General features: G+C 72.0%; 12 protein-coding genes and 1 tRNA gene. 7 read left to right on the forward strand and 6 right to left on the reverse strand.

Annotated elements, in window-relative coordinates; genetic code table 11:
* Window positions 1-26: 26 nt before the first annotated feature.
* On the forward strand, window positions 27-563 hold the full coding sequence (locus BMY07_RS07800) for an EF-hand domain-containing protein (protein ID WP_092775744.1): 537 nt from the start codon (window positions 27-29) through the stop codon (window positions 561-563).
* 170 nt (window positions 564-733) lie between these two features.
* Here BMY07_RS07800 and BMY07_RS07805 read toward each other — a convergent pair whose 3' ends face one another.
* Window positions 734-2,182, reverse strand: a complete 1,449-nt coding sequence (locus tag BMY07_RS07805) for an AlkA N-terminal domain-containing protein (RefSeq protein WP_092775745.1) — start codon at window positions 2,180-2,182, stop codon at window positions 734-736.
* A gap of 120 nt (window positions 2,183-2,302) precedes the next feature.
* Between BMY07_RS07805 and BMY07_RS07810 the strand changes: the two genes are divergently transcribed.
* Window positions 2,303-3,130 (forward strand): isocitrate lyase/PEP mutase family protein, encoded by an 828-nt coding sequence (locus BMY07_RS07810; protein ID WP_092775746.1) that lies wholly within the window; start codon window positions 2,303-2,305, stop codon window positions 3,128-3,130.
* Here BMY07_RS07810 and BMY07_RS07815 read toward each other — a convergent pair.
* The gene (locus tag BMY07_RS07815) at window positions 3,070-3,795 is read right to left on the reverse strand and encodes a TetR/AcrR family transcriptional regulator (protein WP_177215484.1); all 726 of its coding nucleotides are present in this window, start codon (window positions 3,793-3,795) and stop codon (window positions 3,070-3,072) included. The genes BMY07_RS07810 and BMY07_RS07815 overlap by 61 nt on opposite strands.
* Window positions 3,796-3,896: 101 nt before the next feature.
* Here BMY07_RS07815 and BMY07_RS07820 point away from each other — a divergent pair, with 101 nt between their 5' ends.
* Window positions 3,897-4,094, forward strand: coding sequence for an antitoxin (locus BMY07_RS07820; protein WP_092775749.1), 198 nt, complete (start codon window positions 3,897-3,899; stop codon window positions 4,092-4,094).
* 47 nt (window positions 4,095-4,141) lie between these two features.
* Here the strand turns inward: BMY07_RS07820 and BMY07_RS07825 are convergent, their stop codons facing one another.
* The 3 genes from BMY07_RS07825 to BMY07_RS07835 are packed head-to-tail and all read right to left on the reverse strand — an operon-like array spanning window position 4,142 to window position 6,948.
* Window positions 4,142-5,773 (reverse strand): ABC-F family ATP-binding cassette domain-containing protein, encoded by a 1,632-nt coding sequence (locus BMY07_RS07825; RefSeq protein ID WP_092775750.1) that lies wholly within the window; start codon window positions 5,771-5,773, stop codon window positions 4,142-4,144.
* Window positions 5,770-6,663, reverse strand: coding sequence for an alpha/beta hydrolase (locus BMY07_RS07830; RefSeq protein ID WP_092775752.1), 894 nt, complete (start codon window positions 6,661-6,663; stop codon window positions 5,770-5,772). Before BMY07_RS07830 ends, BMY07_RS07825 begins: the two co-directional genes overlap by 4 nt.
* 24 nt (window positions 6,664-6,687) lie before the next feature.
* Complete coding sequence (locus BMY07_RS07835; protein ID WP_092775754.1) at window positions 6,688-6,948, reverse strand: hypothetical protein; 261 nt, start codon at window positions 6,946-6,948, stop codon at window positions 6,688-6,690.
* A 277-nt stretch (window positions 6,949-7,225) separates the two neighbouring features.
* Here BMY07_RS07835 and BMY07_RS07840 point away from each other — a divergent pair, with 277 nt between their 5' ends.
* A complete protein-coding gene (locus BMY07_RS07840) occupies window positions 7,226-8,356 on the forward strand; it encodes a S1 family peptidase (RefSeq protein WP_092775756.1) in 1,131 nt (376 codons plus the stop codon).
* A 61-nt stretch (window positions 8,357-8,417) separates the two neighbouring features.
* Here BMY07_RS07840 and BMY07_RS07845 read toward each other — a convergent pair whose 3' ends face one another.
* Window positions 8,418-9,617: a cysteine desulfurase-like protein gene (locus BMY07_RS07845; protein ID WP_092775758.1), complete on the reverse strand. Its 1,200-nt coding sequence runs from the start codon at window positions 9,615-9,617 to the stop codon at window positions 8,418-8,420.
* A gap of 116 nt (window positions 9,618-9,733) precedes the next feature.
* Between BMY07_RS07845 and BMY07_RS07850 the strand changes: the two genes are divergently transcribed.
* From BMY07_RS07850 to BMY07_RS07860, 3 genes are all read left to right on the forward strand, one after another.
* A tRNA-Cys gene (locus BMY07_RS07850) sits at window positions 9,734-9,805 on the forward strand.
* A gap of 49 nt (window positions 9,806-9,854) precedes the next feature.
* Entirely contained in the window at window positions 9,855-10,415 is a 561-nt protein-coding gene (locus BMY07_RS07855) for a YceI family protein (protein ID WP_177215485.1), read from the forward strand.
* A 20-nt stretch (window positions 10,416-10,435) separates the two neighbouring features.
* Window positions 10,436-10,834 (forward strand): DUF1707 SHOCT-like domain-containing protein, encoded by a 399-nt coding sequence (locus BMY07_RS07860; RefSeq protein WP_092775760.1) that lies wholly within the window; start codon window positions 10,436-10,438, stop codon window positions 10,832-10,834.
* Window positions 10,835-11,509 lie beyond the last annotated feature (675 nt).

The raw sequence follows: 11,509 nt of genomic DNA on the forward strand, positions 1-11,509 counted from the left end.
AGCCAAGCACATGAAGGAGCGAGGTCGTGACCGCTAGCGTCCAGGACAGCAGGCTCAAGCGCCGGTTCGAACTCTGGGACAACAACGGGGACGGGGCCATCGACCGGTCCGACTACGAGAGCGAGGCCAGGCGGATCCTGCAGGGCTTCGGCGAGCAGGAGAACTCCCCCAAGGGCCGCGCGCTGCTCTCGGCGTACACGACCATGTGGGAGTCCCTCGCCGACAAGGCGGGTAGCGGCCCGCAGGGCCAGGTCACCCTGGAGCAGTTCATCCAGATCACCGAGCGCGAGATCGTCCAGGCCGGGGACGCGGGCTTCGACCGCAACCTGCGCCCCTCCATCGAGGCCATCGTGGACATCGCCGACACCGACGGCGACGGCGAGGTCAGCTCCGCGGAGTTCAAGCGCTGGATGCGCGCCGCTGGCGTCGACGAGCGCCAGGCCGAGCAGTCCTTCAAGCAGCTCGACACCAACCACAGCGGCACCTTGTCGGTCGAGGAACTCGTCGACGCGGTCCGCGACTACCACCAGGGCAAGCACGACATCTCGCTGCTGGGTAACTAACGACCTAGGAGACCCCTGTTCGCGAAGAGCGCGAACAGGGGTCTTTCGTTGTGTCTACCCGGGGGGCGACCCCCCGGACCCCCACGGTGCGGTGGGCGGCGGAACCAGCGTGGTGGCGTTGCGAGATCGACCTGTCGGCCGTGGACAGTCTGAATGTCCTCTGTGGACGATCAGCCGCGGGGGTCGGCGATCGCCCAGAGGTACTGGACGGCGTAGGCGCGCCAGGGGCGCCAGGCCGAGGCGTGGGCGGTGAGGGCGGACGGGGTGTGCGGCAGGCCGAGGGCGCGGGAGGCGGCGCGGACGGTGAGGTCGCCGGGGAGGAAGGCGTCGGGGTCGCCGAGGGCGCGCATGGCGATGGTCTCCACGGTCCACGGGCCGAAGCCGGGCAGTGCGGCCAGTCGGGCGCGGGCGCGTTCCCGGTCGGCGCCGACTCCCAGGTCGATGGCGTTGGCGGCCAGCGCGGCGACCAGGGCGGCGATGGTGTCGCGGCGGGCGCGGGGCAGCGCGAAGCGGTCCGGGTCGAGCTCGGCGAGGGTGGCCGCGGTGGGGAACAGGTGGGTGAGCGCGCCACCCGGGTCGTGCACGTGGTCGCCGTGGTCGTGCACCAGCCGGGCCAGGTGGGACTTGGCGGCGGCGATGGACACCTGCTGGCCGAGCACCGCGCGGATGGCGAGTTCGCCGCCGTCGACGGTGCGGGCCACCCGGCGGCCGGGATCGCGGCGCACGTGCGGGGCGAGCACCGGGTCGGCGGCGAGCAGGTCGTCCACCGCGATCGGGTCGGCGTCGAGGTCGAGCAGCCTGCGGCAGCGGCTGATCGCGCGGGCCAGGTCGCGCAGGTCGGTCAGCGCGAGCTGGCAGGCGATGTGGTCGGTGGTGGGCCGCAGGGTCGCGATGCCGGTGCCGTGCGGTAGTCGTAACGTGCGCCGGTAGGCCCCGTCGCGCCACTCCTCGACGCCGGGGATGGCGGTGGCGGCGAGGTGGCCGAACAGGTTGTCCGGGCACAGCGGTTGGCGGAACGGCAGCCGCAGCGAGATCACCCCGGGGCTGGCGACCTGTCTGCCCGCGCGCAGCCGCAGCTCGGTGGGCGGCAGCGCGAACACCTCGCGCACGGTGTCGTTGAAGGTGCGGATGCTGCCGAACCCGGCGGCGGCGGCGACCTCGCTCATCGGCAGCGCGGTGGTCTCGATCAGCAGCCGGGCGGTCTGCGCGCGCTGCGCCCTGGCCAGCGCCAGCGGTCCGGCGCCGAACTCGGCGAGCAGCTGGCGCTCGACCTGGCGGACGCTGTAGCCGAGCCGGGCGGCGAGACCGGGCACCCCGGCGCGGTCGACGACACCGTCGGCGATCAGCCGCATGGCGCGGGCGGCGAGGTCCGCGCGCTCGTTCCACTGCGGCGAGCCGGGGCTGGCGTCCGGGCGGCAGCGCTTGCAGGCCCGGTACCCGGCCTGCTGCGCGGCGGCCGCGCTCGGGAAGAAGGTCATGTTCTCCGCCTTGGGCGGCATCCCGGGACAACTCGGCCTGCAGTAGATGCGGGTGGTCCTGACGGCGGTGTAGAACCAGCCGTCGAAACGCGCGTCCCTGGACCGCACCGCGCGCACGCAGCGGTCGAAATCCTCATGCACCCGAACAGGATGGTGGTCGGCCGTACAGCGTCATTGGCGGTAAAACGACTTGACAGTCCAGAAAGCAGTGGCGTCGGATTCCAGCCAGCCGATGTCGGTGCGGGCTGCTTGTATGCCCGCATGACGACTTCCCAACAGGACCGAGCGGCCGCGCTCACCGCGCTGCACACCAGCGGAACCCCGTTGTTGCTGGCCAACGCCTGGGACGTGGCCAGCGCGGTGGTCTCGGCAGCGGCTGGGATCCCCGCGGTGGCGACCACCAGCGCGGGGGTGGCGTGGGGGCTGGGCGCCCCGGACGGTGACGCGTTGTCGCGAGCGGCGGCGGTGGACCTGATCGCCCGCGTGGTGTCCGCGGTGGACGTGCCGGTGACCGCGGACATCGAGTCCGGCTTCGGCGCGACGGCGGACGAGGTGGCCCAGACGGTGCGCGGCGTGCTGGCCGCGGGCGCGGTGGGGGTGAACATCGAGGACACCCACGACGGCGGGCTGCGCCCGCTCGACGAGCAGGCGGACCGGCTCGCGGCGGCCAGGTCGGCGGCCGACTCGGCCGGGATCGCCTTGTACATCAACGCCAGGACCGACGCCTACCTGCGCGGCTCCGGCGCCGACGAGGCCGAGCGGTTCGCCATCGCGGTGCGGCGGGCGGGCGCCTACCTCGACGCGGGGGCGTCCGGCGTGTTCGTGCCGGGCCTGACCGACCTGGACGTGCTGGCCAGGCTGGTGCGCGAGATCCCGGCGCCGGTCAACGCGATGGTGTACCCGGGAGCGCCGACGGTGGCCGAGTTGATCCCGACCGGGGTGGCCAGGATCAGCCTGGGCGCCGCGATCGCGCAGTCCGCTTACGCGTTGGTGCGGCGGGCGACCAGGGAGCTGCTGGAGTCCGGGACCTACGAGTCGGTGGCGGAGTCGCTGTCCTGGGGCGAGTTGAACGCACTGCTTGCCCGCTGACCGCCCACCGGCGTCCGCTGACCGTCCGGTTGGGACGCGAGGCCGTCCATGATCCGCGCCAGCCCGTACCGGTAGACGTCAACGCGGGCAACGGAATCGGCCGCGGTGGTCCCATGATCCCCAAGCCCGTCAGTGCCTTGGGGACCGTCAGTGCCACTGGGGACAGTGGACTGGGCGTTCTCGCGGTCGCGGTCGTCCTCGGTGGCGATGCTCTGCCAGGCGTGGGTAAGCAGGAGCGTGTTGACCGCGGTCGCCTCGTCGCCGAAGCCCGCGCGGTGCAGGACGGCGAGACCGCGGTCGATCAGCTCGCGCAGGGCGGGCACCCGCTCACCGCGCACGGCGAGGCGGCGCGCGGTGCCGGGGTGGCGGCGCAGCACCGGTCGCGCGTCGGTGAGCAGCCGCTCGAACCACGCGCGCCACGGCAGGTCGTCGTCGGGCAGCGGCAACTCGGCGACGACCCGCTCCAGCACCGCGGCGACGACGGACTCCCGGTCGCCGACGTGGTGGTAGACGACCGCCGGGTAGGCGCCGATCTCGGCCGAGAGCTGGCGCAGGGTCCAGTCCTCGAGGCCGTGCCGCGCGGTCAGGCCGAGCGCGGCGGCCACGATCCGCGCGGGGGTGACGGCGGTCTGCCGCTTGCCGCTCACCGATGCATACGTGGCCATACGTGCACAGTAATGGGTGTCCCGCCACGCGTGGCCAGGAACCATTCGGGGTACCTGGTCCGTTGAGAAGGCAGAGCACCTGGAGCAGGAAGGAGCCGACGATGCCACTGCTGAAGAGGCTCACCGCGTTGGCGGGGGCCGCTGCCGCGGCGACCAAGTACGCGAGGAAGAACCCGGAGAAGGTCAACCGGATGGCCGCGAAGGCCGGTCATTTCGTGAACCAGAGGACCCGGGGGAAGTACAGTCGCCAGATCGATAGCGCGGTCCGCCGCGTGCACACGGCGACCAAACCCCGCTGACCGAGCCGGTGGGCCGCCGCGTCCGGCGGCCCACCGACCAGCGATCGCTACAGCTCGGACACCCGACCGGCGTCGACCTTGAGGTCGCGCGTGGTGGACACCGCGTCCAGCATCTTGCGGTCGTGGGTGACCAGCAGCAGGGTGCCCGGGTACTCGGCGAGCGCGGCCTCGAGCTGCTCGATCGCCGGGAGGTCGAGGTGGTTGGTCGGTTCGTCGAGCACGAGCAGGTTCACCCCGCGGGCCTGGAGCAGGGCCAGGGCCGCGCGGGTGCGCTCGCCGGGCGAGAGGGTGGCCGCGGGACGCAGGACGTGCGCGGCCCGCAGGCCGAACTTGGCCAGCAGGGTGCGCACGTCCGCGGTCGGCCAGTCCGGTACCTGGCGGCTGAAGGCGTCGAACAACTCCTCGCCGCCGAGGAACAGACCTCGTGCTTGGTCGACCTCACCGACGACCACACCGGGCCCTAGATAGGCAGATCCCGACGTCAGTTCGGCGCGGCCGAGCAGGGCGGCCAGCAGGGTCGACTTGCCCGCGCCGTTGGCGCCGGTGATGGCGACCTTGTCCGCCCAGCCGATCTCCAGGCTGACCGGGCCGAGGGTGAACCCGCCGCGGGTGACCACCGCGTCGGTCAGCGCCGCGACGACCGCGCCGGTGCGCGGGGCGGCGGCGATCTCCATCCGCAGCTCCCACTCCTTGCGCGGTTCCTCCACCACGTCGAGCCGCTCGATCATGCGCTCGGTCTGGCGCGCCTTGGCCGCCTGCTTCTCGGTCGACTCGGCGCGCAGCTTGCGGCCGATCTTGTCGTTGTCGGTGGCCTTGCGCCGGGCGTTGCGCACGCCCTTCTCCATCCAGTTGCGCTGCAACCGGGCCCTGGCCTCCAGGGACGCCCTGGTGTCGGCGTAGTCCTCGAAGGCCTCGCGGGCGTGCTTGCGCGCCCACTCGCGTTCCTCCAGGTAGGCGGTGTACCCGCCGCCGTACTCGCGGATCTCCTGCTGGTGCAGGTCGAGTTCGAGGACGCTGGTGACGGTCCTGGTGAGGAACTCGCGGTCGTGGCTGACCACCACCGTGCCGGTGCGCAGCCCGGAGACGAACGCCTCCAGCCTGGCCAGGCCGTCGAGGTCGAGGTCGTTGGTCGGCTCGTCGAGCAGGAAGATGTCGTAGCGGCTCAGCAGCAGCGAGGCCAGGCCCGCGCGGGCGGCCTGGCCGCCGGAGAGCGACACCATCTCCTGGTCCAGCCCCACGCCGAGGCCGATCTCGGCGACCGCGACGGCCGCGCGCTCGTCGAAGTCGGCGCCACCGAGGGCGAGCCAGCGCTCCAGCGCGACGGTGTAGTCGTCGCCGTCCGCGCCCGTGGCGAGCGCCTCGGCCTCGGCGTCCATGATCCGCTGCGCCTCGGCGACCCCGGTGCGCCTGGCCAGGAACGCGCCCACGGTCTCCCCCGGCCTGCGCTCCGGTTCCTGCGGCAGGTAGCCGACTGTCGCGGTCGGCGGGTTCAGCCGGACCTCGCCGTCCTCGGCAGGCAGCAACCCGGCCAGCGTCCGCAGCAGCGTCGACTTGCCCGCGCCGTTGACGCCGACCAGCCCGATGACGTCGCCGGGGGCGACGACCAGGTCGAGGTCGGTGAACAGCACGCGGTCGCCGTGCCCGGACGCGAGTCCCTTGGCCACCAGTGTCGCGCTCATGACAGCTCCGCCCGCAGGGTCGCCGCGACCTGGGCGACGGCCTGCCGCGCGGCGTCGAACCTGGCCAGGCGGCGGAAGAAGCCGTGGATCATGCCCTGGTAGCGGACGCTGACCGCGGGCACGCCCGCCTCGGCCAGCGCCCGCGCGTAGGCCTCGCCGGGGTCGCGCAGGATGTCGTGCTCGGCGGTGATCACCAGCGTCGGCGGCAGGCCTGCCAGCTCGGCGCTGCCCGGCGCGAGGTCGGGCTGGTCGCGGTCGACCCCGGCGGGGGCGTAGGCGTCCCAGCAGAACTCGAGGCCCTGCGGCAGCAGCCCCGGGCTGTCCACATCGGACAGCTCGGCGGTGTGGTCGGTGATCGGGCAGACCAGCACCTGCGCGGCGAAGGGCCTGCCCCGGTCCCGCGCGCGGCGGGCGGCGACGGTGGCCAGGTGCGCGCCTGCCGAGTCGCCCGCGATCGCGACGCGGCTGACGTCCAGGCCGAGCTCACCGCCGACGCGGCGCAGCCAGGCGACCGCGGTGTCGACGTCGTCGATGGCGGCGGGGAACGGGTGCTCGGGGGCCAGGCGGTAGTCGACGGCGACGATCGCGGCACCGGAGAGCGCGGCGAGGTAGCGGCACAGCGGGTCGTGGGTGTCGAGTCCGCCCATGGCCCAGCCGCCGCCGTGCAGGTAGAAGGCGACCGGAAGCGGGGTCTCGGACGGCGGGAGGTAGAGCCGGACCGGCACGCCGTCAGCGGACCCGTCGGACACCGCGGCCAGCGGCGTGCCCGGTCCCGCCTCGGTGAGCGTGGTGGCCGCGAAGCCCGCCCGCGCCGCGGGCAGGGTCTCGACGGTCAGCGGCGGCGGGACGCCACCGGCCTTGGCCACGGCGAGCACCTGCGGGTGCAGCACGACACACCTCCGGACGGACTGCGGTCACCACCCCGGCGGCGGCACCGCGTCAATGATGTCCGACCGGCCAACCCAATTCGGGACGGGCCTGTGGTCGGGGCTCAGCGGGCGCACCGGCAGCCGGTAGCGGTCCAGGTACGGATCGGGCTCGGGGTGGCCCGCCACGACACCGATGCCGATGAACCTGGCCCGGCCGAGGTCCAGGTCGAACATGTCGAAGGTGATCACCCAGCCCGGCGGCGGCCAGTCCAGCGCGGCCTCCCCGAGGTCCCCCGAAATCGTCACGACACCCGCATCGCTTTTCACTCGTTTGATGTAACCAACTGAGACGTTGGAGACTCTAGCGTCGCTCACGGTTGGTAACCGATTTGCCGCTCATTGGGTGAAGAGTTTACTAAACCGACTTTCGTAGGGTGCCCTACCTGCGGCGACCCGCTCTAGCGTCACCCCATCACGCCGACCGGACCCCCTCGATCGGTGGTCACCGATCCGGGTTAGGCCGGAGTGGTTGCTCACCCCGGGCACCCCGGGACCCCTGCGAGCAAGGAAGAGGACCATCCCCATGCGCAGCAGCAGCACCAGAAGAAAACAGGCGTTAGTGGCGATCGGCGCCATCGGACTGGCCGCGGGCGCGGCCGTGGCGCTCACCCCGGCGGCCACAGCGGCCCCGGCGGCGCTCGTCCCGGCGCTCCAGCGCGACCTCGGGCTCAGCACCGAGCAGGTGCACCAACGGATCACCGCCGAGACCTCGGCCAGAGCGCTGCTGCCCACCGCGCGCACCGCCGCGGGCGAGGCGTTCGGCGGGTCGTGGCTCGACCAGGGCGCGCTCGTGGTCGGCGTGACCGACGCGAACCGGGCGAACGCGGTCCGCTCGACCGGCGCCCGGCCCGCCGTGGTGACCCACAGCGCCACGGACCTGGACGCGACCAAGGCCGCCATCGACCGGCAGGCGGGCGCGGGGGCGCCGACCGGGGTCGCGGGCTGGTACGTGGACGTGCCGTCCAACTCGGTCGTGCTCACCGTCCGGCGCGGCGCGACCGGCGCCGACGTGACGTCCTTCGTGGACAAGGCGAAGGCGGCTGGCCCGGTCCGCGTCGCCGAGACCACCGAGTCGCCTCGGCTGTTCGCCGGGTCGATCGTGGGCGGGAACGCCTACTACATCAACGGTTCCAGCCGCTGCTCGGTCGGGTTCTCGGTCGAGGGCGGGTTCGTGACGGCGGGCCACTGCGGCACGCAGGGTTCCTCCGCGACCGGTTCGGACCAGAGTCCACTGGGGACCTTCGGCGGTTCTTCCTTCCCGGGCAACGACTACGCGTGGGTCGAGGCGAACTCGTCGTGGACGCCGTCGCCGACCGTCAACGGCTATGGCAACGGGAACGTGACCGTGGGCGGCTCGTCCGAGGCGGGTGTCGGCCAGAGCGTGTGCCGGTCCGGCTCGACCACCGGCTGGCACTGCGGCACCATCCAGGCCACCAACTCCACGGTGAACTACCCGCAGGGCACCGTCACCGGGCTGACCAAGACCAACGCGTGCGCCGAGCCGGGTGACTCGGGCGGTTCGTGGGTCAGCGGCGACCAGGCCCAGGGCGTGACCTCGGGCGGGTCAGGCGACTGCTCCTCCGGCGGGACGACGTACTTCCAGCCGGTCAACGAGATCCTCTCGGTGTACGGGCTCTCGCTCGTCACCGGCTGAGCCGATCGGCGGCTAGACCGGGACCCTGCCTGGGGTGCGCCAGGCAGGGTCTCGCCGCGTCTCAGGCGATGTCGACCAGCGCGGTGAGCAGCCGGTCCACATCGGACACATCGGTGTACGGCGCGATCCCGGCCCGGACCGCGCCGGTGTCCTCGATGCCGAGCAGGCGTGCGCACTCGATGGCGTAGAAGTGGCTGGCGGGGGCGTTGACGCCCGCCAGGGCCAGCCGCTCGTAGACGGTGGCTGGCGCGATTCCGTCTACAGTGAACAGGACGGTGGCTGTCCTGGCGCGCTGCGGATCGCCGTAGACCAAGACGTCGGGCAGGGCGCGAAGACCCATCTCCAACCGGTCGAGCAGGGCGGCCTCGTGCTCGTGCAGCGCGGCCAGCGACCGGGTCAGCCGTTCGCGGCGGGTCCCGTCGCCGGGCACCAGGTTGGCCATGAACTCGATCGCCGCGGTGCTGCCCGCCAGCAGCTCGTAGGGCAGGGTGCCCAACTCGAACCGCTCCGGGACGGCGTCGGAGGACGGCAGCAGCTTGTCCGGCCGGATCGTCTCCAGCAGCTCGGGGTCGGCGACGACGGTGCCCATGTGCGGGCCGAGGAACTTGTACTGGGAGCAGGCGTAGAAGTCCGCGCCGAGCGCCTTGACGTCGACCAGCGCGTGCGGGGTGTGGTGGACGCCGTCGACGTAGGTCAGCGCACCGGCGGCGCGGGCGGCGGCGGTGATGGCCGGGATGTCGGGCTGGGTGCCGAGCAGGTTCGACGCGGCGGTGACCGCGACCAGCCGGGTCCTCGGGGTGAGCAGGTCGGTGATCGCCTCGACCGGCAGCACCCCGGTCTCGCGGTCGAAACCGGCCCACCGGACCGTGGCGCCGACCGCGGCCGCCACCTGCACCCAGGGCCGGATGTTGGCGTCGTGGTCGAGCCTGGTCACCACGACCTCGTCGCCCGGGCCCCAGTCCTTGGCCAGGGCGCGGGCGAGGTCGTAGGTCAGCTGGGTCATGCTGCGCCCGAACACCACCCCCCGCGGCTGGGCGCCGAGCAGGTCGGCGACCGCCTGCCTGGCGTCGGTGACGACGAGGTCGGCCCGCCGCTCGGCCGCCGTCACCCGCCCCCGGTTGGCGACGGCGGCGACCATCACCGCGGCCACCGCCTCCGCCACGTCCACGGGCACCTGCGAGCCGCCCGGCCCGTCGAAGTGCGCCGCACCCTCGGCCAGCGCGGGGAACCTCGCCCGCACCGCCGCCACGTCGTAAGTCATCCCATGACTGAGCACACCCCCGAGCGTAGGTGCCGGGCGTTCCGCAGTGCGGGAAGAGTGACCAGGCCCTTTGACGCGGCCATCCGGGGGTGTCACGGTGGCGCAAGGCACTTACTGGCGAGGTGACCGAGTGGCTCAGGTAGCGGCCTGCAAAGCCGTGCACGCGGGTTCGAATCCCGTCCTCGCCTCTGTCGTGACCCCGCACGACCAGCTGGACCAGCACAAGGAGCACGTGCAGTGACCACCGCCATCCACATCCCCGGGTACCTGGCAGGCACCTGGGACATCGACCCCATTCACTCGGACGTGTCGTTCGTGGTGCGCCACCTGGGCCTGGCCCGCTACCGGCGCAGCTTCGAGCGCTTCAGCGGCGTCATCGTGACCGCCGAGGACCCGTTCGCCTCCACCGTCACCGCCGAGATCGACACCGCGTCGTTCGACACCGGCCTCGACGTGTTCAACCGGCACCTGCTCGGCTCCGACTTCCTCGACGTCGAGACGCACCCGACGGCCACCCTGGTGTCCACCGGCCTGCGCCAGCACGGCGACGACTACCAGCTCGACGTCGACCTCACCCTGCTGGGCACCACCCGCCCGGTCACCCTCGACGTCGAGGCCCTCGGCTTCGGCATCGGCATCGACGGCGCCCAGAAGACCGCGTTCTCCGCCGCCACCACCATCAGCCGCGCCGACTTCGGCCTGACCTACCAGTCCACCCTCGCCAACGGCAACTTCGTGATCAGCGACGAGGTGCGCGTCCTGGTGGAGATCGAGGCTGTCCTGCGCAAGGAAGGGTGACCCCGGCGTAAAGTGGCCCCATGGGGACGGGTCGGGAGGCCAACATCAGGGTCGGCACCTCCGAACGCGAGCAGGCCGTGGCCGCACTGGCCGACCACCTCGCCAACGGACGCCTCGACCTGACCGAGTACGAACAACGCGTCACCGCGGCGGCCGCCGCCCGCACCAGAGCGGACCTCTTGACGCTGTTCGACGACCTCCCCGAACCTGGGCCGTTTGTGGCTGCTGCCGTGGCCGTGGTGCCTCGGGCTGACGACCCGCTACTGGAACGGCCGGCTCCTCGGCGCAACACCCGGGGGCTGGCCGTTTTCCTTGGGGTGGCGGCGGTGAGCACGCTGGTGGTGGTCGCGGTGACGGCTACTTGGTGGGCGTTGGCGCCGTTGGCTGTGATGGCGTTGATTCTGGTGTTCGCTTCGTAGGGGCGGTTGTCCACAGGGTGGTTGTTTGGCCTGGGCGTTTTGTCGGCCTCTGCCGGTAGGCTGTATATCGGGGGCTGCTCTGGGCGGTTTGATCTTGAGCTGAGGGGTGTTCCTGCTCTCGTGCTCGCCTGCGGCGTCGACGATTAACGGCTCGCCTTCGGCATTGCGTTGGGGCGCGAGTTTCGAGCTGTGCTCGATGGGGTGGACTTGTTTTGCGTGGGGCCCCGGCAGTACCCGTGGCAGGACCACAAAGCAGGGGCCGAAAAGCAGGCCCTGCCGCGTGGACGACGCTACGGGCACTGCTCCCCCACGCAAAACAAGTCCACCCCATCGAGCCGGCTTGGCACCAGCGACCCCGAGGAGCGCTTGTGGGCCAACGTTGTTTGCGGGCGTGTGGGCCAACGTCTGAGAGGGGCGCGTTCGGACCAACGCCTGTGAGGGGTGCGTTTCGGCCAACGTCTGTGAAGGCCGGGTGGAGATCATCGTCGCCAAGTCCACCAGCTCGGATCAGCCGCTTTGAGCCGACGATCCTCCAGCGCAGGGACCTGTCCACAACCCCGTCAACCATCCACAACCCCCAGCCAAGCCCTATTGACAGATCGTCCTGGTCGATAGGTTCAGAGATGGGGCCCCGGGCCCCGGGAGGGTGGGCCCCCGGAGCAGAGTTGATCTTGA

The sequence above is a fragment of the Actinokineospora terrae genome (genome assembly GCF_900111175.1).
Classification (GTDB): domain Bacteria; phylum Actinomycetota; class Actinomycetes; order Mycobacteriales; family Pseudonocardiaceae; genus Actinokineospora; species Actinokineospora terrae.

What these genes read in the sequence shown, in the direction of transcription:
- BMY07_RS07840 (WP_092775756.1), top strand. Translation starts at nt 7,226, where the DNA reads ATGCGCAGCAGCAGCACCAGAAGAAAACAGGCGTTAGTGGCGATCGGC.
- BMY07_RS07860 (WP_092775760.1), top strand. Translation starts at nt 10,436, where the DNA reads ATGGGGACGGGTCGGGAGGCCAACATCAGGGTCGGCACCTCCGAACGC.
- BMY07_RS07845 (WP_092775758.1), bottom strand. Translation starts at nt 9,617, where the DNA reads ATGACTTACGACGTGGCGGCGGTGCGGGCGAGGTTCCCCGCGCTGGCC.
- BMY07_RS07810 (WP_092775746.1), top strand. Translation starts at nt 2,303, where the DNA reads ATGACGACTTCCCAACAGGACCGAGCGGCCGCGCTCACCGCGCTGCAC.
- BMY07_RS07815 (WP_177215484.1), bottom strand. Translation starts at nt 3,795, where the DNA reads ATGGCCACGTATGCATCGGTGAGCGGCAAGCGGCAGACCGCCGTCACC.
- BMY07_RS07820 (WP_092775749.1), top strand. Translation starts at nt 3,897, where the DNA reads ATGCCACTGCTGAAGAGGCTCACCGCGTTGGCGGGGGCCGCTGCCGCG.
- BMY07_RS07825 (WP_092775750.1), bottom strand. Translation starts at nt 5,773, where the DNA reads ATGAGCGCGACACTGGTGGCCAAGGGACTCGCGTCCGGGCACGGCGAC.